21 protein-coding genes and 1 pseudogene are annotated in these 22,207 nt (G+C 69.1%); 12 read left to right on the top strand and 10 right to left on the bottom strand.

Going from position 1 to position 22,207, the window contains the following annotated elements; all coding sequences use genetic code 11:
* Window positions 1-10: 10 nt before the first annotated feature.
* Together E3T40_RS00185 and E3T40_RS00190 are read left to right on the top strand one after the other, a co-directional pair.
* Window positions 11-475, top strand: a complete 465-nt coding sequence (locus tag E3T40_RS00185) for a PTS sugar transporter subunit IIA (RefSeq protein ID WP_104171377.1) — start codon at window positions 11-13, stop codon at window positions 473-475.
* Window positions 472-744 (top strand): PTS sugar transporter subunit IIB, encoded by a 273-nt coding sequence (locus tag E3T40_RS00190; protein WP_104100338.1) that lies wholly within the window; start codon window positions 472-474, stop codon window positions 742-744. Before E3T40_RS00185 ends, E3T40_RS00190 begins: the two co-directional genes overlap by 4 nt.
* Window positions 745-857: 113 nt before the next feature.
* Here E3T40_RS00190 and E3T40_RS00195 read toward each other — a convergent pair whose 3' ends face one another.
* Both E3T40_RS00195 and E3T40_RS00200 read right to left on the bottom strand, forming a co-directional pair.
* Window positions 858-2,651, bottom strand: coding sequence for a phospho-sugar mutase (locus E3T40_RS00195; protein WP_134542367.1), 1,794 nt, complete (start codon window positions 2,649-2,651; stop codon window positions 858-860).
* 134 nt (window positions 2,652-2,785) lie between these two features.
* The gene (locus E3T40_RS00200) at window positions 2,786-3,619 is read right to left on the bottom strand and encodes a purine-nucleoside phosphorylase (RefSeq protein ID WP_104100337.1); all 834 of its coding nucleotides are present in this window, start codon (window positions 3,617-3,619) and stop codon (window positions 2,786-2,788) included.
* Window positions 3,620-3,810: 191 nt separating this feature from the next.
* Here E3T40_RS00200 and E3T40_RS00205 point away from each other — a divergent pair, with 191 nt between their 5' ends.
* A complete protein-coding gene (locus E3T40_RS00205) occupies window positions 3,811-5,247 on the top strand; it encodes an NAD(P)H-quinone dehydrogenase (RefSeq protein WP_104194458.1) in 1,437 nt (478 codons plus the stop codon).
* 87 nt (window positions 5,248-5,334) lie between these two features.
* Here E3T40_RS00205 and E3T40_RS00210 read toward each other — a convergent pair whose 3' ends face one another.
* Both E3T40_RS00210 and E3T40_RS00215 read right to left on the bottom strand, forming a co-directional pair.
* The gene (locus E3T40_RS00210) at window positions 5,335-7,140 is read right to left on the bottom strand and encodes a biotin carboxylase N-terminal domain-containing protein (protein WP_134542357.1); all 1,806 of its coding nucleotides are present in this window, start codon (window positions 7,138-7,140) and stop codon (window positions 5,335-5,337) included.
* Window positions 7,141-7,249: 109 nt separating this feature from the next.
* Complete coding sequence (locus E3T40_RS00215) at window positions 7,250-7,903, bottom strand: nucleoside triphosphate pyrophosphatase (protein ID WP_134542358.1); 654 nt, start codon at window positions 7,901-7,903, stop codon at window positions 7,250-7,252.
* Between the two features lie 45 nt (window positions 7,904-7,948).
* On the opposite strand from E3T40_RS00215, the gene E3T40_RS00220 reads away from it, so the two are divergent.
* From E3T40_RS00220 to E3T40_RS00235, 4 genes are all read left to right on the top strand, one after another.
* Window positions 7,949-9,262 (top strand): class I SAM-dependent RNA methyltransferase, encoded by a 1,314-nt coding sequence (locus E3T40_RS00220; RefSeq protein WP_104171380.1) that lies wholly within the window; start codon window positions 7,949-7,951, stop codon window positions 9,260-9,262.
* Between the two features lie 79 nt (window positions 9,263-9,341).
* Complete coding sequence (locus E3T40_RS00225) at window positions 9,342-10,028, top strand: response regulator transcription factor (RefSeq protein ID WP_104194459.1); 687 nt, start codon at window positions 9,342-9,344, stop codon at window positions 10,026-10,028.
* Complete coding sequence (locus E3T40_RS00230) at window positions 10,015-11,313, top strand: sensor histidine kinase (protein ID WP_134542359.1); 1,299 nt, start codon at window positions 10,015-10,017, stop codon at window positions 11,311-11,313. Before E3T40_RS00225 ends, E3T40_RS00230 begins: the two co-directional genes overlap by 14 nt.
* The gene (locus E3T40_RS00235; RefSeq protein ID WP_134542360.1) at window positions 11,310-12,350 is read left to right on the top strand and encodes a hypothetical protein; all 1,041 of its coding nucleotides are present in this window, start codon (window positions 11,310-11,312) and stop codon (window positions 12,348-12,350) included. The genes E3T40_RS00230 and E3T40_RS00235 overlap by 4 nt, the downstream gene beginning before the upstream one ends.
* 395 nt (window positions 12,351-12,745) lie before the next feature.
* On the opposite strand, the gene E3T40_RS00240 is transcribed toward E3T40_RS00235, so the two are convergent.
* Window positions 12,746-13,048: an acyl-CoA carboxylase epsilon subunit gene (locus E3T40_RS00240; protein WP_233194038.1), complete on the bottom strand. Its 303-nt coding sequence runs from the start codon at window positions 13,046-13,048 to the stop codon at window positions 12,746-12,748.
* Window positions 13,049-13,057: 9 nt separating this feature from the next.
* Window positions 13,058-14,671: an acyl-CoA carboxylase subunit beta gene (locus tag E3T40_RS00245; RefSeq protein ID WP_370287838.1), complete on the bottom strand. Its 1,614-nt coding sequence runs from the start codon at window positions 14,669-14,671 to the stop codon at window positions 13,058-13,060.
* Window positions 14,672-14,856: 185 nt separating this feature from the next.
* Here E3T40_RS00245 and E3T40_RS00250 point away from each other — a divergent pair, with 185 nt between their 5' ends.
* Together E3T40_RS00250 and E3T40_RS00255 are read left to right on the top strand one after the other, a co-directional pair.
* Window positions 14,857-15,699 (top strand): biotin--[acetyl-CoA-carboxylase] ligase, encoded by an 843-nt coding sequence (locus E3T40_RS00250; RefSeq protein WP_104194430.1) that lies wholly within the window; start codon window positions 14,857-14,859, stop codon window positions 15,697-15,699.
* A gap of 6 nt (window positions 15,700-15,705) precedes the next feature.
* Window positions 15,706-16,263, top strand: a complete 558-nt coding sequence (locus E3T40_RS00255; RefSeq protein ID WP_241981611.1) for a PH domain-containing protein — start codon at window positions 15,706-15,708, stop codon at window positions 16,261-16,263.
* Here E3T40_RS00255 and E3T40_RS00260 read toward each other — a convergent pair.
* Window positions 16,260-16,751: a GtrA family protein gene (locus tag E3T40_RS00260; protein ID WP_134542361.1), complete on the bottom strand. Its 492-nt coding sequence runs from the start codon at window positions 16,749-16,751 to the stop codon at window positions 16,260-16,262. The genes E3T40_RS00255 and E3T40_RS00260 overlap by 4 nt on opposite strands.
* 121 nt (window positions 16,752-16,872) lie before the next feature.
* Between E3T40_RS00260 and E3T40_RS00265 the strand changes: the two genes are divergently transcribed.
* The 3 genes from E3T40_RS00265 to E3T40_RS00275 all read left to right on the top strand — a co-directional run bounded on the left by E3T40_RS00265 (window position 16,873) and on the right by E3T40_RS00275 (window position 19,922).
* Window positions 16,873-18,009 carry a 5-(carboxyamino)imidazole ribonucleotide synthase gene (locus tag E3T40_RS00265; protein WP_104194432.1) on the top strand — a complete coding sequence of 379 codons (1,137 nt, stop codon included), beginning with the start codon at window positions 16,873-16,875 and terminating at the stop codon, window positions 18,007-18,009.
* 87 nt (window positions 18,010-18,096) lie between these two features.
* Complete coding sequence (gene purE / locus E3T40_RS00270) at window positions 18,097-18,564, top strand: 5-(carboxyamino)imidazole ribonucleotide mutase (RefSeq protein WP_104194461.1); 468 nt, start codon at window positions 18,097-18,099, stop codon at window positions 18,562-18,564.
* Window positions 18,564-19,922, top strand: a complete 1,359-nt coding sequence (locus tag E3T40_RS00275) for an LCP family protein (protein ID WP_134542369.1) — start codon at window positions 18,564-18,566, stop codon at window positions 19,920-19,922. Before purE ends, E3T40_RS00275 begins: the two co-directional genes overlap by 1 nt.
* 58 nt (window positions 19,923-19,980) lie before the next feature.
* Here the strand turns inward: E3T40_RS00275 and E3T40_RS00280 are convergent, their stop codons facing one another.
* The 3 genes and pseudogenes from E3T40_RS00280 to E3T40_RS00290 all read right to left on the bottom strand — a co-directional run.
* Window positions 19,981-21,117, bottom strand: a complete 1,137-nt coding sequence (locus E3T40_RS00280; RefSeq protein WP_134542362.1) for a glycosyltransferase family 1 protein — start codon at window positions 21,115-21,117, stop codon at window positions 19,981-19,983.
* 37 nt (window positions 21,118-21,154) lie between these two features.
* The gene (rfbD, locus tag E3T40_RS00285) at window positions 21,155-22,006 is read right to left on the bottom strand and encodes a dTDP-4-dehydrorhamnose reductase (protein WP_134542363.1); all 852 of its coding nucleotides are present in this window, start codon (window positions 22,004-22,006) and stop codon (window positions 21,155-21,157) included.
* Window positions 22,006-22,207: pseudogene (locus E3T40_RS00290) on the bottom strand (dTDP-glucose 4,6-dehydratase); the annotation flags it as partial. The gene rfbD and the pseudogene E3T40_RS00290, both read right to left, overlap by 1 nt.

Here is a 22,207-nt window from a genome sequence, read left to right on the forward strand (position 1 = left end):
GAAAGTTCCCATGCCCCTTCCGCCCCTGCCCCTCGAAGCCATCGCGATCGGCGTCCACGTCGACGATTGGCGCGGCGCGGTGGCCGCCGCCGGTGGTGCCCTCGAGCGCTCCGGCGCCACCGCCCCCGAATACACGAAGCGCATGATCGCCGTCATCGAGGAATTCGGTGCCTACGTGGTCATCGCCCCCGGGCTGGCGCTCGCGCACGCCCGACCCGGACCCGATGTGCACACCGAGGGCCTCAGCATCGTGACCCTGGCCGACCCGGTCGCGTTCGGACATCCGCACAACGACCCGGTCAGCGTGGTGCTCGGGCTCGCCGTCACCAGCTCCGACGAGCACGTGCTGCTCGTGGCCGAGCTGGCCAACGTCTTCAACGACGCGCACGTCATCCCCTCGCTCGCCGCGGCCACGGACGCCGACGCCATCCGCGCCCTGCTCGGCGTGCCGACCGCAACCGAGGAGCCCTCATGAAGATCGTCGCACTCTGTGGGGTGGGAGTGGGAACCTCCGCCATCCTCAAAATCAACGCCGAGCGCGCGCTCAAACGCCTCGACATCGAAGCTTTCGTCACGGCCACCGACATCGCCGGGGTGAGCACGGTCGGGGCGGATGCCCAGGTCATCCTTACCTCGTCGGAGCTGGTCGACGCCATCGGCAAGACCAATGCCGATATCGTCGTGATCGACAACTACTTCGATGTGGACGAGCTCACCGCCAAGCTGGAGACCGCCCTGGGCTGACGCCCTCGCGGCGGTGCGCCGCAGCTGCGCCGTTGCGCGCGAGGCACGCCACCCGCGCAGCGGCGCAACACCCGCGCGCCGTGCGAACGGATGCTGCACCGCGTTTCGCGGGGCTACGCGATCAGGTCGCGCATGCCCCGGTCGAGCTCCGCGAGGGTTGCCTCCGCGGCGGCCCGGCGTTCGGCGACCGTGCCGACGGAACTGCTGGTGTCGAGGTAGACCTTGAGCTTGGGCTCGGTGCCGCTCGGGCGCACCATGACGCGGGAGCCGTCGGCCAGCCGGATGCGCAGCACGTCGCTGGGCGGCAGGCCGTTGAAGCCCCCGGAGAGGTCGTCGATGTGGTCGACGGCGATGCTGCCGACGAAGACCGGGGGTGTCTCGCGCAGCCGCGCCATGACCTGCTCGATCTCGGTCAGGTCGGTGACGCGCACCGAGATCTGGCCGGAGGCGAAGTGGCCGAAGCGTTCGCTGAAACGGTCGAGGTGCTGGGCGAGGGTGACGCCCTCCGCCTTCAGATTGCTGACCAGGGAGAGCAGCGCCACGGCGGCGGAGATGCCGTCTTTGTCGCGCACGGTTTCGGGGTTCACGAGGTAGCCGAGGGCCTCCTCGAAGCCGAAGATCAGGTCGGGCGCGCGCGACACCCACTTGAAGCCGGTGAGGGTGTCGGTGAACCGCAGCCCGTAAGCCTTCGCCACGGCCTCCAGCGCCGGGGTGGAGACGATGGAGCACGCGAGGGTGCCGGTGGCGCCGCCGTCACCGGTGACGCTCGCGGCCAGTTCCGCGGCTCGCCAGCCGAGGATCGCCCCGACCTCGTTGCCGCTGAGGCGCCGGTACCCGTCGGGCGACCCCTCTTGCGGGATGGCGATCGCAAGGCGGTCGGCGTCGGGGTCGTTGGCGATGATCAGCTCGGCGCCGGTCTCACGGGCCGTCTCATAGGCGAGGTCCATCGCGCCGGGTTCTTCTGGGTTGGGGAAGGAGACCGTGGGGAAGGCGGCATCCGGGGCGATCTGGGCGTCGACGAGCGTGGGCAGGTCGAAGCCGGCGGCTTCAAACACCCGGCGGGTGGTGTCCCAGCCGACGCCGTGCAGGGCCGTGTAAACCGTGTTGACCTGCGCGAGGGGCCGGCGGGCAAGACCTGCCGTCGCGTCGATGTAGGCCTGCACGATCGACTCGGGCGCTGTCTCGTAGGGTGCCCGGGGCAGGTCGGGAACCCGTTCCTCCGCGGCGACGCGCAGGATCTCGGCCGCGATCGCGGCGTCGTCGGGCGAAACGATCTGGGAGCCTTGGTTGGCGCCGCCCAGGTAGACCTTGTAGCCGTTGTCGTTGGGCGGATTGTGCGAGGCGGTGACCATGATGCCCGCGCCGACGTCGAGGTGGCGCACAGCGAACGCGAGCACGGGGGTCGGTAGCAAGCGGGGGAGCAGGATGGCGCGTACCCCGGCACCGGCCATGATCGCGGCCGAGTCAGTGGCGAAGACCTGCGAGTTCTTGCGCCCGTCATAGCCGATGACGACCGAGGGGACCCGGCCCGGGGCGGCGTTCTTCGTCAGGAACGCGGCGAGGCCGGCGGCTGCCTGGCAGACGAGTACGCGGTTCATCCGGTTGGAGCCGGCGGCGATGGCGCCGCGCAGACCCGCCGTGCCGAAGGCGAGGCGCTCGTCGAAGCGGGCATGCAGCTCCGCGAGTGCGACGGCGTCGCCGTCGCCGGCCCCGCGCAGCAGGAGGCGCAGCTCGGCCTGGGTCTCGGGATCGGGGTCCTGGCTGAGCCAGGCATTGGCCACGGCGATCACGGTCGGCGTGGCAGCCGCGGCCGGAGCGGAGTCGGTGCCGGTCTCGCTGCCGCTCACGGCATCCGTGCTGGTGCTGGTGTCTGTGTCGTCGTCGGCGCCGATGGTGTTGATGACCATCGTGTCGGGCAGGACTGTTTCGGTGGCGCCGGTGCCGGTGGCGGCATCGGCATCGGCATCGGCAGCGGACGCGGGAGCAGCGTCGGCGGCGGCGGAATGCCGGCCGGTGATCTGCGGGTCGGTGTTGTCGAGGCTCACAGTGCGGCCACGATCCGGGCGAGGAGCGCGCTGATGACGGGCTCGGCGAGCTTTCCGGCCTCGAGCACCTCCGAGTGGCTGAGCGGGTCCTGCTGGATTCCGGCCGCGAGGTTGGTGATCAGCGACAGACCGAGGATCTCCATGCCCGACTGGCGGGCGGCGATCGCCTCGAGAGCGGTCGACATGCCGACGATGTGGCCGCCGATGACCTTGGCCATCTGCACCTCGGCCGGCGTCTCGTAGTGCGGGCCACGGAACTGGCAGTACACGCCCTCGTCGAGCGACGGGTCGATGGTGCGGGCCAGGTCGCGCAGGCGGCGCGAGTAGAGGTCGGTCAGGTCGACGAACGTCGCGCCCTCGAGGGGCGAGTCGGCGGTGAGGTTGATGTGGTCGCTGATCAGCACGGGGGTGCCGGCTTTCCAGGTCTCCCGGATGCCGCCGGCACCGTTGGTGAGGATCATGGTCGTCGCGCCGGTGGCGGCGGCGGTGCGCACGCTGTGCACGACCCGGCGCACACCGTGGCCTTCGTAATAGTGGGTGCGGGCGCCGATGAGGAGGGCGCGCTTGCCGCTGGGCAGCAGCACCGAGCGCAGCGTGCCGGCGTGGCCGGCCAGGGCGGGTGCGCTGAAACCGGTGATGTACTGCGCGTCGAGGGTGTGCGTGGTCTCGCCGATGAGATCGGCGGCCTTGCCCCATCCGCTGCCCAGGGTCAGGGCGATGTCGTGGCGGGCTACGCCCGTGGCTTCGGCGATTTCAGAAGCGGCGGTCCGTGCAACATCAAACGGATCGGTTTCTGGCGCGTCAAGCAAGTTATTGTCGGTCTTCAGCATCCCCCTACTCTAATTGCCCGCCGATTTCGGGACCGTTCCCTTGTTCAATTCGACGGAGATTTTGCGATTTCACGGCGAAAAAGGGGCCTGAACGTCAATTTTGGGCAGAATCTCCGTCGAATTGGTTCGTCGACGGGGGAGCGGAGCCCCGGGGTTTGGCGGCGGGCGCGCCGGGGCAGGAGAATATGAGCATGGCCTACGACTTCGAACGCAAGCAGCGCATCGCTATCCTCGGCGGAGGCCCCGGCGGGTACGAGGCCGCCCTGGCCGGCGCTCAGCAGGGCGCCGAGGTCACCCTGATCGAGCGTGTCGGCGTCGGCGGTTCGGCCGTGATCACGGACGTCGTCCCGTCCAAGTCCCTCATCGCGACGGCCGAGGCCACCAACTCGATCCACGACGCGACCGAGCTCGGCGTACAGCTGTTCGTGCGCGGCGAAAAGGGCAAGCCGGCCCGCCCCGAGGTGGCCATCAACCTCGCCGCGGTCAACAAGCGGCTCCTGGCCCTGGCCCGGCAGCAGTCCGAAGACATGAAGTCCACCCTGATGCGCGCCGGGGTCAACCTGGTGCACGGCCACGGCCGGCTGGACGGTACCAGCGGCGTGATCGTGTCCACGGCCGAAGACGGCTCCGGCACGGACTTCGACCGGATCGAGGCCGACACGATCGTCGTCTCCGTCGGGGCAACCCCCCGCATCCTGCCCACCGCGCTCCCCGACGGCGAGCGCATCCTCACCTGGACGCAGCTCTACAACCTGCGGGCCGTACCCGAACACCTCATCGTCGTGGGCTCCGGGGTGACCGGGGCCGAATTCGCCTCCGCCTACCGCGCCCTCGGTGCCAAGGTCACCCTGATTTCCAGCCGCGACCGCGTGCTGCCCGGTGAGGACGCCGACGCCGCGAACGTGGTCGAGAACGTATTCAAGCGCAACGGCATGGTCGTGCTCAGCAAGTCCCGCGCCGAGTCCGTCGTGCGCACGGTGGGTGGAGTGCTGGCCACGCTGGCCGACGGCCGAACCGTCGAGGGTAGCCACTGCCTGATCGCGGTCGGGTCCGTGCCGAACACGAAGGGCCTCGGCCTCGAGGAAGCCGACGTGCAGCTCACCGACTCCGGTCACATCCGGGTGAACCGGGTCGCGCGCACGTCGATGCCGAACATCTACGCGGCCGGGGACTGCACGACCGAGCTGCCGCTGGCATCCGTCGCCTCGATGATGGGCCGCACGGCCGTGTTCCACGCCATGGGCGACGCGGTCAACCCGATCGAGATTCGCAACGTCGCGGCCAACATCTTCACGCAGCCGGAGATCGCCACGGTCGGCTGGACCCAGAAGCAGATCGAGGACGGCCTCACTCGCGGCAGCATCTACAAGCTCCCGCTCGCTTCGAACCCTCGGGCCAAGATGATGGGCATCAAGGACGGCTTCGTGAAGCTGTTCGCCACCACCACCACCGGCACCGTCATCGGCGGCGTGATCGTGGCCCCTAAGGCCAGCGAACTGATCTTCCCGCTCGCCCTGGCCGTGGAGCACCGGCTCACCGTCGACGAGGTCGCACGAGCGTTCCCGGTCTACCCGTCGCTGACGCATTCGATCACGGATGCCGCCCGCGCTATGCACATCGTGCTCTGACGCCTTCGAGAGACACCACAAACGAAAGAAAAGACAACGCCCTCGTTCTTGGAACGAGGGCGTTGACGTGTCAGCCGGTGACGCGGGTCAGGCGTCCACGGCTTCCACGGCGTCCACGGCGTCCACGGCGTCCATGACGGCCATCAGCAGGAAGCCGGAGGCCACGGTCGCGCCGATGATCGCCCCCACGTTGCCGACGATGCCGTCCTTGTGGGCGGTCAGTGGTTGCTCCATCTTCATGGCCTCCAGCACCAGCAGCAGATCGCCCTTGACGACGAGGTCGCCCTCGGCCACGGCCAGCTTCACGATGGTCGCCTGCATCGGGGCGTGTACGGCGTCGCCGGTGGCCGAGCTGACGGAGGGGGAGCCGCCGCGCCGACGGGGTGCCGGGCCGGCCGTGTTCTCGGAGGCGGCGCCGGGCAGCAGGCGAACCGGCAGACTGACCTCGATCCGTCGCCCCTCCACCTCGACGACGACGTTGTGGCGCTTAGCGGGGCTGGTCAGCACTTCCGGCGAGCCGTTCCACGGCTCGATGTCGTTGACGAACTCGGTTTCGATCCACCGGGTGAAGATCGTGAACGGCTCACCGTCGGCGGGGGCGAACGCGGGGTCGCGCACGATCCGGCGGTGGAACGGCAGCACGGTGGGGAGACCCGCGACCTCGAACTCGTCCAGGGCCCGGCGGGAACGCTCGAGCGCTTCCTCGCGGGTGGCGCCGGTGACGATGAGCTTTGCGAGAAGGGAGTCGAACGAACCCGAGATGACGTCGCCGGCGGTGACGCCGCTGTCCACGCGCACCCCGGGGCCCCCGGAGGGCTTGAAGACGTGCACGGGGCCGGGGGCCGGCATGAAGCCGCGGCCGGCATCCTCGCCGTTGATGCGGAACTCGAAGGAGTGTCCGATCGGCTCCGGGTCGGGGTAGTCGAGGCGACCGCCCTCGGCCAGGCGGAACTGCTCGCGCACCAGGTCGATTCCGGTCACTTCCTCGGACACGGGATGCTCGACCTGCAGCCGGGTGTTGACCTCCAGGAACGAGACGGTGCCGTCCTGGCCGATCAGGAACTCGCAGGTGCCGGCGCCCACGTAGCCGACCTCGGCGAGGATCGCCTTGGACGCGCGATACATCTCGTTACGCTGCGCGTCGGTCAGGAACGGCGCGGGGGCCTCCTCGACCAGCTTCTGGTGGCGGCGCTGCAGGGAACAGTCGCGGGTGGAGACGACGACGACCGTACCGGATGCGTCGGCGAGGCACTGGGTCTCGACGTGGCGCGGCTTGTCCAGGTACTTTTCGACGAAGCATTCGCCGCGACCGAACGCGGCAATGGCCTCGCGGGTGGCGGAGTCGAAGAGCTCGGGCACCTCCTCGCGGGTGCGGGCGACCTTGAGGCCGCGACCGCCGCCGCCGAAGGCCGCCTTGATCGCGACCGGCAGGCCGTGGAGGTCGACGAAATCGAGCACCTCCGCGGCATCCGCCACCGGGTTGAGGGTGCCGGGCGCCATCGGCGCATGCACCTTCTCGGCGACGTGCCGCGCGGAGACCTTGTCGCCGAGCTTCTCGATGGCGTCGGGGGAGGGGCCGATCCAAATCAGGCCGGCCCCGATCACGGCGCGGGCGAAGTCGGCGTTCTCGGCGAGGAACCCGTAGCCGGGGTGCACGGCATCAGCGCCGGACCGTCGGGCCACGGAGAGCAGCTTTTCGATGACGAGGTAGGTGTCGGCGCTCGTGGTTCCGTCGAGACCGTAGGCCTCGTCGGCCAGATGCGAATGCATCGAGTCGCGATCCTGGTCAGCGTAGACGGCAACCGAGGCAATGCCGCTGTCTTTTGCGGCTCGGATCACCCGGACGGCGATTTCGCCCCGGTTTGCGATGAGGACCTTCGTTATTGGGGGCACAGTGCCCTAGCTTATGGGGCAGAGCGACCGGGTTTTTGGTTCTCTCCCACAAAAAGAGGCCGGAGAAAGGTGCGGATGCCTACAAACAACCTCGAAAACCAGCAATCTGTCAGTTGTCGGTGCGGTTCCACAGGCTCGGCCACGCGTGCCCGAGACCGGTCACCAGCCGGCGCAGCGTCGGCAGCGAGAGCCCGACGACGGTGGACGGATCCCCGCTGATGTTGGTGATGAACGGCGCCCCGAGGCTGTCGATGGTGAAGGCCCCGGCCACGAGCAGAGGCTCGCCGGTGGCGATATAGGCGTCCAGCTCCGCATCCTCGATGTCGTCGGCGAAGGTGACGTCCGCGACGGCGACGGCGCCGACACCGCGCCCGGCCACGCCGGCCGAGTGGTCGATCAGCCAATGGCCCGAATACAGCTGCCCGGTTCGGCCGCGCTGCAGGTGCCAGCGTTCGCGCGCCTTCGCGGCGGTGTGCGGCTTGCCGTAGATGACGTCGTCGATCACGAAGACCGAGTCGCCGCCGAGCACGAGGCCGTCGGTGATGTCGCCGCTGTCGGTCAACACGCGGGACACGGCCTCCGCCTTGGCCCGCGCCAGCAGCTCCACGACCCGGTGGGGAGTCAGCGGTCCGCTGCCCGACCGGGCCGCGTCGGCGGTGACCACGTCCTCGTCGACGTCGGGCGCAACTGTGACAGGTTCGATCCCCGCGGTGCGCAGCAGCGTCAGCCGGGCCGGAGACGTGGACGCCAGGTACAAGCGCATGGGTTTCCTTCGGTGGGGGTGCAAGCGGTGTGGGATCATCGAAGGATGGGCACCAGCAATGACATTCAGGCAGATTCGAACGGGCACTCCGCAGAAGTGGGCGCGGAACTCGAACTCGACGTCACCAACGTAGCCCACGGCGGCATCTTCATCGCCCGGCACGAGGGCCGCGTGGTCTTCGTGAGTGACACACTGCCGGGGGAGCGCGTGCGCGCCCGGCTGACCTCGGCCAGCCACAAAAGCTTCTGGCGGGCGGAGACCGTCGAAGTGCTCACCCCGGCACCGGAGCGTCAGCCGCACATTTGGGCCGCCGCCGCCCTCGACCGCGACCCCGTCGACCGCGCCGGCGGCGCCGAGTTCGGCCACATCGAGCTCGGTTTCCAGCGCGAGCTGAAGCGCCAGGTTTTGGCTGACGCCTTGAAACGGATGGCCGGCATCGAGTCCGAGGTCACGGTCGAGCCGGTCCCGGTCGGCCCCAACGCCTCGCCCGGCGACGCCGCCGACGGCACCGGCTGGCGCACCCGCGTGCGCCTGCACGTGGACGAGGACGGCTCTGTCGGCCCTTATGCCGCCCGCTCGCACCGGGTGATCCCGGTTGGCGACCTGCCGCTGGCCGACCGCCTACTCGAGGCGGCCGCGCCGCTGGACAAAATGTTTCCCGGCGCCGCATCCGTCGACATCGTCGCCCCGAGCCTGGGCACCGTGCAGATCCTGGTGGCGGAGCAGGACGACAAGGGCCGACGCCGGCACACCCCGAAAACGCTGATCCGCGAGGTTGTGGGCGAGCGCGAGTTCCGCCTCGACGCCGCTGGGTTCTGGCAGGTGCACACCAGCGCCGCCGAGACCCTCTACCGCGCGGTGCAGGACATCATCGACGCTGACGCCTTCGACCCCCGGGCCGCGAACCTGGACCTCTACGGCGGGGTCGGCCTGCTCGCCGCCGCCGTGGGCGACCGATTCGGCAGCACGGTGCGCATGACCAGCGTCGAGAGCGACCCGCAGGCCACGGACTTCGCGGCTGAGAACCTCGCCGAATGGGTGGGGGCCAGCGTGCAGACCTCCCGCGTCGACCGGTTCCTGAACGCGCTCGTGCGCGATTCGAGCGCCGCCGAGAGGGCTCGCCAGTCGGCCGCCACGGTGATCCTCGACCCGCCACGCTCCGGCGCCGGCAAGGAGGTCATCGACCTGCTCGGCGCCGTGGAACCGGCCCAGATCGTCTACGTGGCCTGTGACCCCGTCGCCCTGGCCCGCGACATCGCCCTCCTCGCCGGTCACGGGTACATCCTGCGCCGGCTGCGTGCCTTCGACCTGTTCCCCAATACCCACCATGTCGAAGCCGTCGCGCTCCTGTCCCGGTAGCTATCGTTGACCTGTACGACAACGTGAGGATGTAGGAACCGTGAACCAGCCAGCAACACCTCTCCCCTCGGCCCCGGGAATTCCCGGCGGCCTCGAACTCGGCCATCCCGTGCGGGTGGGCATCGCCGACGATCATGAGTCGGTGCGCCTGGGCATCAAGGCGGCCTGTGAGAACGTCGGCTACGAGGTCGTCTTCACCGCGCCCACCGTGCAGGAGCTCGTGGACGGCATCGACGGGCGCGCCGTGGACGTCATCGTGTTGGATCTGTCGCTGGGCGATGGATCCCGCGTCACCGACAATGTGCACCGTGCCCAGAGCACGGGCGCGTCGGTCCTCGTGCACAGCATCGCCGACCGGGTCGCCCTGGTGCGCGAGGCGCTTGCCGCGGGCGCGGCCGGTGTCATCCCCAAATCGTCCCCCACCACCACGGTCATGGCGGCCGTCGCATCCGTGGCCCGCGGCGACGTTCTCAACAACCTCGAGTGGGCCACGGCCATCGACGCCGACCGCGACTTCGCCAAGGCCCAGCTCGGCCGGCGCGAACGTGACGTGCTGCACCTCTACGCGTCGGGGCTCCCACTCAAAATGGTGGCGATGCAGCTTGGCATCGCTCACTCGACCGCCCGTGAGTACCTCGACCGGATCCGGGTGAAATACGTGGAGGTCGGCCGTCCGGCACCCACCAAGGTGGACCTGCTCCGGCGCGCCGTCGAAGACGGAATCCTGCCGGGCCTCGACCCGGATGGCGGAGATGCCCGCGGGTAAGCCCGCGGGCTCCGGCCCTCTGGGCTCCACCGCGGCGCACTCGGACGCCGAGCTGCTCGATTCCGACCCGATCGTGGGGCCCAAACAGCCGCGCAACCCGATCAGCCGCACCCGGATCGAAGTCGTGGCCTCGCGTTCCGTCGCCGGCGTCGGCGTGGTCTTCGCCCTCCAGGCGATGCCGATCATGCTCGCGCAGGCCCCGGTGCGGGTGCCGGTGATGGGTTTGCTCGCGCCGCTGCTGCTCGGTCTGTCGCTGGCGGCGGTCGTGGTGGCCGCCGTGACCAAGGTCGGGGTGCGGGCATCCGCCGGAACCGTGGCGATGCTCTATCTGGCGGCGCTGCTGGCCTGGCCCATGCTGATGCGTGACCCCGCGGCCGTGCTCGACGGCAAACCGTGGCTCTGGTACATGTGCACCATCGCAACGGCCTGCGCCGCTCTGGCCTTCCCGGTGTTCTGGGCCGTCATCTACACGGTGGTCGTGCCGATCGTCTACGGCGTGGTGCGGTCGACACCGTCCGGCGGCAACGCCGATGTTCTTCTGTCGTCTCTGGACACGGTCTACGCGATAATCCTCGGCCAGGTCATCCTGATCATCATCTTCATGCTGCGGCAGACGGCCCTCGCGGTCGACAACGCGCAGACCAACGCGCTGCACCAGTATGGGAACGCCGTGCGGCAGCACGCGACGGAGGTCGAGCGCGTGCAGGTCGACTCGATCGTGCACGACAGCGTGCTGGCCACGTTCCTCGCCGCGGCCGCGGCCGGCAGCCCGAAGGCGGCCGAGCTGGCCTCCGGCATGGCCTCTGATGCCCTCACCCGGCTCAACGACGCCGCCATCGTGCCTGCCGGTGACGACAGCACGGTTGCCTTCAGCGAGCTCAGCGCGCAGATCCGTGCCGCCGCCGACCGGCTGCCGGTGCCATTCACCGTCGACGAGTGCGAGATCGACGGGTTGCGCCTCCCGGTCCACGCGAGCGAGGCGATCCTCGCCGCCAGCGTGCAAGCCATGGTGAACAGCGTCCAGCATGCCGGCACGCCGAGCTTCGAGCCCGACCGCGCCCTCACGATGAGCGGGAACGCCCGGGGGGGCTGCACCATCACGATCGCCGACACCGGCGTGGGCTTCGACCCCCAGCTTGTGCCGGCGGAACGGCTCGGACTGCGCATCTCGATCCAGGACCGGGTGGCCAGCGCCGGCGGATCCGTGCGCGTGCGCGCCGGGGTGGGCCGCGGAACGACGATCATCATCGAATGGCCGCCGGCCCAGGAAGGACGTCCCGAGTGATCACCGTTCCGCGCGGACTCGTGCTCTCCCTGGCCGCAATGTTCTCCGCCTATCACATCGTGCTCGGCTTCTACTCGCTGGGCCAACCGCGCAGCCCGGTGCCGGCGATCCTGGCGCTGCTCGTCTACGGTGTGGCGACCGTGCTCAGCCTCTGGCCGACGAGCCCGATGCGGATGCCGGTGTGGCTGGCGTTCTTCAACGTCGCTGTTTGTGCGATGCTGCCGCTGCTCGTGGGGAGCCAGCTCGACGGCTCCGTCGACAACGGCTACGCCACCTGGAATGTCGCGGCCGTGGGCACCCTGATGACTATTACCGCCACCCGCCGGCGCCCAGGCCTGGCCTGGGTCGGCGCCGCGGCGCTGGTCGTGCACACGATTTTCTGGGCCGGCCCGGCGGCCCTGGGCTCCATGGGCGTCATCGGCAGTGTGGTCTGGGTCGCGGTCGCGGTCATCCTGGCGCGGGCGCTGGCCAAGGCAGGCCGCGACGCCCGGCAGTACGCCCTGGCCGAGCAGGAGGCCACCGAGTGGCAGGCCGCCCAGGACGCGCACCTCTACGAGCGCCAGGTGCGGCTCGCCCAGACCATCCGGCTCGCGGCCCCGATGCTGCGCCGGATCATCGACCAGGGCGGGGTGCTGAACGACGAGCAGCGTCAGGAGTCCCGCTACCTGGAGGCGGCTGTGCGGGACGAGATCCGCGGACGGAAGCTGCTCAATGACGCCGTGCGTGACGCGATCATGGCCGCGCGTCGCCGCGGCGCCATCGTCACCCTGCTCGACGAGGGCAGTATCGACGACATCCGCGGCGCGGAGCTGGAATCGGTGCTCAACACTCTGGCGACCGCGATCGACTCCACCCTGGCGGACACGATCATCGCCCGCACCGCCGGCGACGGGTCCGCGACCGCGGTCACCGTGGTGGGTCTCAGCTCCGCAGACGCGAAGCTGAGCGCCCTCGGCCAGGAGTCACCGGAGCCTGAGGTGCACCTGTGGCTGGAGATCCCGCGCAACCCGGTCCTGACGTCCTCCGGCCCGGGCTAGCTGGTCAGCACGCGGAGCACCGTGCGCCGACGACGCACCAATTCGACGGAGATTTTCGTCCGAAACCACTTTTTCGGAGTGTTTGGGGCCGTTTCCCTCAAAATCTCCGTCGAATTCGTTCGAGACGGGGTTACACCCGGGCCACGCCGGGGCCACGCCGGCAAATGCGAAAGGGACCAACCGTGGTTGATCCCTTTCGACTTTCGTGCCAGGGCGACAACCCGAATGTCACCCTGACGCGCCCCCAAAACCCGACTGCTTACCCTAGTCGACGGACTTTAGTCGTGAACTCTTAAGAGCATCACCGAGCAGTCCCAATACTGGTCGAACCGGTTCGGTAAAAAAAGTCGGCATTTAGGGGGACCGGGAGCCCCCGACGGTTGGGAACCGAAGGGTCAGGCCGAGAATCCGCGCCAGCGGCCTGCGCCGGGGGTCAGAGCCACCCGAACACTGCGCTGGCTGCGCTGCCACGCGCTCTGGCCGCGCACCGGCGTCTGGCGCAGGTTGTCGCCCTCCTCGCGCACCAGGCCGTGCAGCACGGCCGACACGGCGGCCGCCTCGGTGGGGGAGACGCCGCGGGTCAGGAAACGCAGCCCGGGCACCGGGGGAACCTCGGGCGACGCAGACTCGGTCTCCTCGGCTGAGCTCGGGGCGCTCGGGACGCTCGGGTCATTCGTAACATTCGATGAATCGGTCATAGCACCCGCCTACAGCGGAATGTTCCCGTGCTTCTTGGGCGGCAGACTCGCTCGCTTGGTGCGCAGGGCGCGCAGGGCCTTGGTCACCGCGACGCGGGTCGTGGCCGGCTCGATGATGCCGTCCAGTTCGCCGCGCTCGGCCGCCAGGAACGGACTCGCCACGTTGTAGGTGTACTCGTTGGCCAGCCGGGTGCGCACGGCGGCAACATCCTCCTCGGCTGCTTCGGCCTTCTTGATCTCGGCACGGTACAGGATGTTCACGGCGCCTTGGCCGCCCATCACGGCGATCTCCGCGGTCGGCCATGCCAGGTTGATGTCCGCGCCGAGCTGCTTGGAGCCCATCACGATGTACGCGCCGCCGTAGGCCTTGCGCAGGATGACGGTGACCAGAGGCACGGTCGCCTCCGCGTAGGCGTAGAGCAGCTTGGCGCCGCGGCGGATGATTCCGGTCCACTCCTGGTCGGTGCCGGGAAGGAAGCCCGGCACGTCGACCAGGGTGAGGATCGGAATCGAGAACGCGTCGCAGAAACGCACGAACCGGGCGGCCTTCTCGCCGGCCGGAATGTTGAGCGTGCCGGCCATGGCGTTGGGCTGGTTGGCGACGATGCCGATCGAGCGTCCCTCGACGCGGGCGAAGCCGACGACGATGTTCGGGGCGAACAACGGCTGCGTCTCGAGGAAGTCGCCGTGGTCGACGATGTGCTCGATCACGGTCTTCACGTCGTAAGGCTGGTGCGCGGAATCGGGGATGATCGTGTTCAAGCCCCGGTCGCCATCCGTCGTCTCGAGCTCGATGTCGCTGTCGAAGACGGGCAGGTCGGCCAGGTTGTTGTCCGGCAGGAAGCTGAGCAGGGTGCGGGCGTAGTCGAGGGCGTCGGGCTCGTCGCTGGCCAGGTAGTGCGCCACACCGGAGATCGTGTTGTGCGTGAGCGCGCCGCCGAGCTCTTCCATGCCGACGTCTTCGCCCGTGACGGTCTTGATCACGTCGGGGCCGGTGACGAACATCTGGCTGGTCTTGTCGACCATGATCACGAAGTCGGTCAGGGCGGGGGAGTAGACGGCGCCGCCGGCGGCGGGGCCGCAGATGATCGAGATCTGCGGGATGACGCCGGACGCGGCCGTGTTCCGGCGGAAGATCTCGCCGTACTTGCCGAGGGCGACGACGCCCTCCTGGATGCGCGCTCCGCCGGAGTCGAGGATGCCGATGATGGGCACCCCGGTCTTGAGGGCAAGGTCCATCACCTTGATGATCTTCTCGCCGGCAACCTCGCCGAGCGAGCCGCCGAAGATGGTGAAGTCCTGCGAGTAGACGCAGACCTGGCGGCCGTGGATGGTGCCGGTGCCCGTGACGACCGCGTCGCCGTAGGGCCGCTTCTTCTCCATGCCGAATGCGTGCGTGCGGTGCCGCACGAACTCGTCGATCTCGACGAAGGAGCCCTGGTCGAGCAGCAGGTTGATGCGTTCCCGCGCGGTCATCTTGCCTTTGGCGTGCTGTTTCTCGATCGCGGCCTCGCCGCTGGCGGTCACGGCTTCGTGATAGCGCAGCTTGAGGTCGGCGAGCTTTCCAGCCGTCGTGTACAGGTCGGGGCCCGCAAGGGGCGAGTTCTCAGTCACGCGGTTCACTCTACCGGCCAGCCCCTGCTCCCGATCGTTGACGATTGTCTACAAAAACCGGCCGGTTTGCTGGTCGGGTGCGTCTGCCTTCCCGTGGCCAACTCCTGAGGATTGGCGGATTCGGGCCGGAATTGTGCCATTTGCGCTCGTATTCGCCAGAATTACAGGAGTTAGCCATAGGGAGAGAGAACCAGATGGAGTTTCCGCTCAGCCGCGAGGTCGTGCCGCGTTTCGAGTACCTGCCCGAGACCGGGTCGACGAACGACGTGCTCGTCGCCCACGCTGCGGGCGAGGATGTCGCAGCCTGGCCCGACCTGTCGACGGTCGTCACCGACAACCAGACCCGCGGTCGCGGCCGACTGGGTCGCACCTGGCTCGCCCCCACCGGAAAGTCGCTCGCCATCTCGGTGCTGCTCCGCCCGAGGGCCTCGGCCGCCCCGCTCCCGATCGACCACTTCGGCTGGTTCCCCCTGCTCGCCGGAGCCGCGATGACCCGGGCCGTGCGCGCGGTCGTCGAGGCGAGCCTGGCAGCCCGGGTGGACGAACCCGGCGAGGAGGCGCCCCGGCACGAGGTCACCCTGAAATGGCCCAACGACGTGCTGATCGACGGTTACAAGGTGTCGGGCATCCTCTCGGAGCTGCTGCCCGGCGCGCAGGGGCTGGTTATCGGCGCCGGCCTGAACGTGTCCCTCGACGAGCACGACCTGCCCACGCTCACCTCGACGTCGCTGCTGCTGGTGACCGGTTCGGCCCCCGACCCGGATGCCGTGCTCGCCCGCTACCTCACCGAACTGCGGCAGCTCACCCGGGCCTTCCTCGACGCGGAGGGCGACCCGGTCCAAAGCGGGCTGCTGCACGCGGTGACCGAAGTGTGCGGCACACTCGGTGGGGTCGTGCGGGTGGAACTTCCCGGTGGCACCGACCTGGTCGGCACCGCGATTGCTCTCGACCGGAGCGGCCGGCTCATCGTCGAAGACCAGACGAACGGTGAACTGCAGGCTGTCGCCGCCGGGGATGTCACCCACCTGCGGTATTAATAGATTATGACAAAGACAGCGGGCTTCGGGGCGGCCGAGGTGCTTCCCCCGGCCGAGTCGGTCGTGGCCGGGCTCCGGCCGCACGCCCGAATCCTGTTCTGGCCCACCCTGGCACTGCTGGCCATTTCCGCGGCGACCGGGTACTTCTACGGTTCTCTGCCGGAGCCGTGGCAGAATATCGCGCTGCTGGCAGCCGCGGCCGCCCTCGTGCTGCTGCTCTGGCTGCTGCCGCTGGCGTCGTGGCTGAACAACCGCTACACGATCACCACCCGGCGCATCATCTTCCGCCACGGATTCTTCGTGCGCACCCGCCAGGAATTGCTGCACAGCCGCGGCTACGACGTGACGGTGCGCCAGAACTGGCTGCAGTCGCTGGCCCACTCGGGTGACGTTCTGATCAGCGCCGGGCTGGAGCATCCGCTCGTCTTGAAAGACGTGCCCAACGCCGCCCTGGTGCAACAGGTGTTGCACGACCTGATGGAGTCCTCGCGTACCTTGATGGGCTTGCGCCGCCTGGAACAGTCTGCACTCGCCGACGAGACCGCGCACTGGGGCTCCCGCTAGGCAGCCAGCGCCCGCTTCGAGTCGGCCGTCGCCGCGCGCCGCGGGGAGAACACCCAGTGCCGGTAGAGCACGAAACGGAAGGTCGAGCCCAGCCCCAGCCCGACCACGTTCGACGAGATGTTGTCGGCGAGCAGGCTGGTGTAGCCGAGCCCGTAGCGGCTGACCCAGAGGCAGGCGAGGCCGATGGCCATGCCGACGAGACTGACCGCGAAGAACTCGGCCGCCTCGCGCAGCGTGCGCGACTGCCGGTTGGCCCCGAAGGTCCAGAAGCGGTTGCCGATCCAGTTCACAATGATGGCCAGCGTGGTCGACACGACCTTGGCATAGATCGGTCCGGACTCCACCACGGCGGGGTCGAAAACCGTGGTGCGCAGCAAGTTGAAGACAGTGAAGTCCACGACGAAACCGACGAGGCCGACAGCCCCGAACTTGCCGAGTTGGTGGACGAAGGCCAGAAGCCGTGCTGATCGGCGCTGTGTACTCGGCATGCATCCCTCCGAATGATGGGCAAAGATAGAAGTCGAGAACCCGAGTCTACGGCGAGGTCCAGCCTGCAGCCTGAGAGAACCCGTACCGGAGAATGACCGGTACCAAGGAATTGGTGGAGCGATGAACACGACTGTGGGCGTTATCGGCGGCGGCCAGTTGGCCAGGATGATGATTCCGGCGGCCGTCAACCTGGGTATCCGGATCCGGGTGCTGGCCGAGAACGAGGGCATGTCGGCCGACCTGGCTGCGGTGCAGGTGGGCGACTACCGCGACCGAGACGTGGTGCTGGCCTTCGCCGACACCGTCGACGTCGTCACGTTCGACCACGAGCACGTGCCGCAGGGGATCCTGCGCGAGCTCGTGGCCAGGGGCGTGGCCGTGCACCCGGGCCCCGACGCGCTGCTCTTCGCCCAGGACAAGCTGTTGATGCGTCAGCGCCTGAGCGAGCTGGGTCTGCCCGTGCCCGACTGGGCGCGGGTCGAGAACGCCGCCGAGTTGGGCGTGTTCCTGGCCGCCCACAACAGTCGCGCGGTCGTCAAGACGGCCCGCGGCGGCTACGACGGCAAGGGCGTTCGGCTGGTCACCCACGAGCACGAGGTCGACGACTGGTTCGCCGCGCTCGCCGAAGACGGCAACGACGGCGCCCTCCTGGTGGAGGAGCTGGTCGAGTTCCGTCGCGAGCTCGCCCAGTTGGTCGCGCGACGCCCGTCCGGCCAGATCGCGCTCTGGCCCGTGGTGGAGACCGTACAGCAGGGCGGCGTCTGCGCCGAGGTCATCGCGCCCGCACCCCAGTCCGAGGGCAGGCTGGCCCGGGCCGCCGCCGACATCGCCGTGCGCATCGCCGAGGGCATCGGCGCCACCGGCATGCTGGCCGTCGAACTGTTCGAGACGATGGATGAGCGCATCCTGGTCAACGAGTTGGCGATGCGCCCACACAACAGCGGCCACTGGTCGATCGAGGGGTCGACGACGAGCCAGTTCGAGCAGCACCTGCGCGCCGTGCTCGACCTTCCCCTCGGGGCGACCGACGTCAGGGACCCGTGGACGGTCATGGTCAACATCCTCGGCGGGCCGGCGTCGGAGCCCCTGTCCGCGCGCTACCCGGCCGCGTTCGAGGCCTACCCGGCCGCCAAGGTGCACACCTACGGCAAGGACCCCCGGCCGGGGCGCAAGGTCGGCCACGTGACCGTCGGTGGGGACGATTTGGACCTCGTCGCGTACCAGGCGCGGGCCGCAGCGGCAGTTTTTCAGGACTGACCAAATAGGATCGATTGCGTGACAGACAACCCTGAGCTCGAGACCGCCCCGCGCGAGACCGCCCTGGTGCCGCTGGTCGGCGTCGTGATGGGCTCCGATTCCGACTGGCCGGTGATGAGCGACGCGGCGCAACTCCTGCGCGACTTCGACGTTCCCTTCGAGGTGCAGGTCGTTTCCGCGCACCGCACCCCGGAGAAGATGATCGCCTACGGCCAGAGCGCCCATGCGCGCGGCATCCGGGTGATCATCGCCGGCGCCGGCGGCGCCGCCCACCTGCCCGGCATGCTCGCGGCCGTGACCACCCTGCCGGTGGTGGGCGTGCCCGTTCCGCAGGGTCGGCTCGACGGCCTGGACTCGCTCCTGTCGATCGTGCAGATGCCGGCCGGGGTGCCCGTGGCCACCGTCTCCATCGGCGGAGCACGCAACGCCGGCCTGCTCGCCGTCAAGGTCCTCGCCATCGCCGACGACTCCCTGTGGGTCAAGCTGCTCGGCTATCGGGAGATGCTCGCCGCACAAGTCGAGCAGAAGAACCTGGACCTCCAAGCAAAACTATGATCAGTGCACGCACGTCGATCCGGCATCCGGATCTCGGGTCCGCCCCGATCATGACCAAACGGGCCTGGTGGCTCGTCGTACTCAATTTCGTGCTGCCCGGCTCCGCGCAGGTGCTGGCCGGCAACCGTCGGCTCGGCCGGTTCGGCCTCGGCATGACGCTCACGCTGCTCGCCCTCGCGGTGGTCGTGGGGGTCGTCTACACTCTCTGGCCTGCCGTCGCTCTGACCGTGTTCACCAACTCGATCGGCCTGTGGGCGGCCGCCCTGCTGCTGGCCTTCTCCGGTGTGGTCTGGCTGATCCTGTCCCTGGACACCCTGCGCCTCGTGCGGCTCGTGCGTGCCACCCCCAAGGCCCGCCCGATCATCGCCGGGCTCGCGACGGTACTGATGGTGGGCGTGGTCGGCACGGCCGGGTACGGCGCGTACGTGGCCACGACGGCCAGCGGGTTCCTCTCCTCGGTCTTCGTGGCAGGCCCGACGGAGCCGCCCTCCGACGGCCGCTATAACATCCTGCTGCTCGGCGGCGACGCCGGCCCCGACCGTGAGGGTCTACGCCCCGACAGCATCTCCGTGGTCAGCATCGATGCGGAGACCGGCCAGGCCAGCATGATCGGCTTGCCGCGCAACCTGGAGGACGTGCCGTTCTCTGCGGGGCCACTCGCCGACCTGTACCCGGAAGGGTACGGGTCGATCGACGGTTGTGAGGTCTCCGCGTGCATGCTGAACTCGATCTACACCGAGGTGGAGGTGAAGAGCCCGGAGATGTACCCGGATGCTGTCGACAGCGGCAGCGAACCCGGCATCGAAGGCATGCGCGACGCGGCCCAGGGCGTGACCGGACTGACGATCCAGTACTACGTATTGATCGACATGCAGGGATTCTCCGACCTCGTCGACGCGCTCGGCGGAGTCGACATCAACGTCGCCGAACGGCTGCCGATCGGCGGAGACGAGAACCTGGACGAGGTCGAGGGCTGGATCGAGGCCGGCCCGCAGCAGATGGACGGCTACACCGCCACCTGGTATGCGCGGTCCCGGCATAGCACCAGCGACTACGACCGCATCGTGCGTCAGCGCCAGCTGCAGGAAGCCATCCTGCAGCAGTTCAGTCCGGCCAACGTGCTGACCAAGTTCCAGGGCATCGCCGAGGCCGGCTCGCAGGTGATCAAAACAGATGTCCCGCAGAGCATGCTGGGCTACTTCGCCGATCTGGGGTCCAAGACCAAAACCCTCCCGGTCGGCCACGTGGACCTGACTCCGCCGGCCGTCGACCCCGAGGACCCGGACTACGAGCAGATCCGGGCGCTGATCACCGAGGCCTTGGCCGCGGCATCCGCCCCGGCGGAGCCGGCTTCCTGAGCCACGCCTGCGGGCGCGCGGGGCCCGGGCGCAGGCCCGGCCGGGCCGCCCGCGGCCGTTACAGGTCGGCGTGCAGCTGCCAGACCCGTTCGGCCGAGTCCCGCCAGCTGTAGGCGCGGGCCCGGTCGAGGCCACGCAGGCGCATTCCCGCGGCGCGTTCCCGGTCTGTGACAACCAGCGTGATGGCGGCGGCGAGGAGCTCGGGGTAGCCGGCCACGTCGTCGAGGTCCACGGTATAGCCGGCGTCACCGGCCACCTCGATCAGGGCCGGGGCGCTGGAGTGCACGACGGGGGTGCCGAAACTCATCGCCTCGAGCACGGGCAGTCCGAAGCCCTCGGCCCGGCTGGGGTGCACGAACACCGTCGCCCGTGAGAGCAGCAGGGCGAGGTCACTGTCGCTGACGAAGCCGAGGGCGCGCACCCGGCCCTCGGGCAAGCCGGCCTCGGTGGCCACGGCGGCCACGTCGAGGTCACCCCAGCCCTGGGGACCCACGATCAGGAGCGGCAGGTCGGGTGCGCCGGGCAGGCCGAGACCGGTGATCAGCGGGGTCAGACCTTTGCGCGGTTCGAGCGTGCCGACCGTGAGGATGTATTCGCTCGGCAGGTTCAACTCGGCGGCCCGGGCATCGGGGTCGTTCGGCAGCTTCAGGCTGCTGCTCACGGCACCGCCGATCACGCGCACTCGGTCGCCGAAGTCGATCAGGCCCTCGAGTTCCTGCGCCACCGCGTGGGTGGGCACGACGATGGCGTCGGCGTGCTTGCGCGCCCTTTTGGCCATCGCCTTGTGCCAGGCCACACCGTGCGGCGTCAGCGTTTCCGGGTGGGTCCACGGCACGACGTCGTGGATGGTGACAACGATCTGGCGGTCCTCGGTGACGCGGTCGTGCTTGCGCAGCGGCGCCATCAGACTGGGGGCGTGGATCATGCCCTTGCCGGGCATGATCATGAGGCCATGCTGCCACGCGCGGGCGAGCTCGCGCCGGGCCAGGGTGGTCTTGTGCAGGCCCGCAAGCCCGGGCAAGCGCTCGGCGAGGGCGTCGTACTTCTCCTGCGACGACGACGACACGATGCCCTCGACGGAGCAGTTCATGGGAGCAGTGGCGATGAGCTGGCGAGTGAGCTCCTCGGTATACCGGCCGATGCCGCCGGGAACGGGGGCGACCAGCTGGTCGATAATCACGCGAAGCGGGGGCATGCATTTCCTCCTCGAGGAACGAATGGTCTGACGTACGTCATTGGGTCAGGGCGCCGGCCGTGTTCGCGGCGGCCAGCGCGCTCTGCCAGTCCCGCATTGGGCTGAGGCCAGCCGCAGCCCAGGCGTCGTGGCCAAGCACGGAGTAGACCGGCCGGGGGGCCGAGCGCAGGAACTGTGAGCTGTCGATGGGGGTCACGCGCGCGGGGTCCAGGCCGGCGGCCGCAAAGACAGCCTGCGCGAAGCCGAACCAGCTCGTCACTCCGGAGCTGGTGCCGTGGTAGATGCCGGCGGGGGCGTCGGAATCGAGCAGGGTCACGATCTGTGCGGCGAGGTCGGCGGTCCAGGTGGGCTGGCCGACCTGGTCGTCGACGACGGTGAGGGTGTCGCGGGTGGCGGCGAGCTTCAGCATGGTCTGGGGGAAGTTCGGGCCGTGTTGGCCGTAGAGCCAGGCCGTGCGCACGATATAGCTGCCCGCTGGGTGTTCCTGCAGTACGAGCGCCTCGCCGGCGGCCTTGGTGCGGCCGTAGGCGGAGATCGGGTTGATCTCGGTGTTCTCCGCGTAGGGTGCGGTGGCGGTGCCGTCGAACACGTAGTCGGTGGAGATCTGCACGAGCTTCGCCCCGGTGGCGGATGCGGCCGACGCCAGGTTGTGGGGGCCGGTCGCGTTGATCGCGTACGCGGCATCTTCGTTCGTCTCAGCGTCGTCCACCTGCGTGTATGCGGCGGCGTTGATGATGACGTCGTAGCCGACGACCTGGGCCAGAACCGCGGCCCGGTCGGTGATGTCCAGCTCGGTGCGGTCGAACGCTGTGACGTCGCGGTCGGCGAGTGCGGCCTGCAGGTCGCGTCCGAGCATCCCGGCCGCGCCGGTGATCAGATAGCGGGTCATCAGCTCAATGCCGCACGGGCCTTGAGGGGTTCCCACCAGGTGCGGTTGTCGCGGTACCACTGCACGACGTCCGCGAGTCCCTGTTCGAACGGAACGAGGGGCGCGTAGCCGAGTTCGGACTGGATCTTCGAGATATCCACGGAGTAGCGCAGGTCGTGGCCGAGGCGGTCGGCGACGCGGTCGACGTAGGACCAGTCCGTG

It is taken from the genome of Cryobacterium sp. TMT1-19 (genome assembly GCF_004403055.1).
GTDB classification, from domain to species: Bacteria; Actinomycetota; Actinomycetes; order Actinomycetales; family Microbacteriaceae; genus Cryobacterium; species Cryobacterium sandaracinum.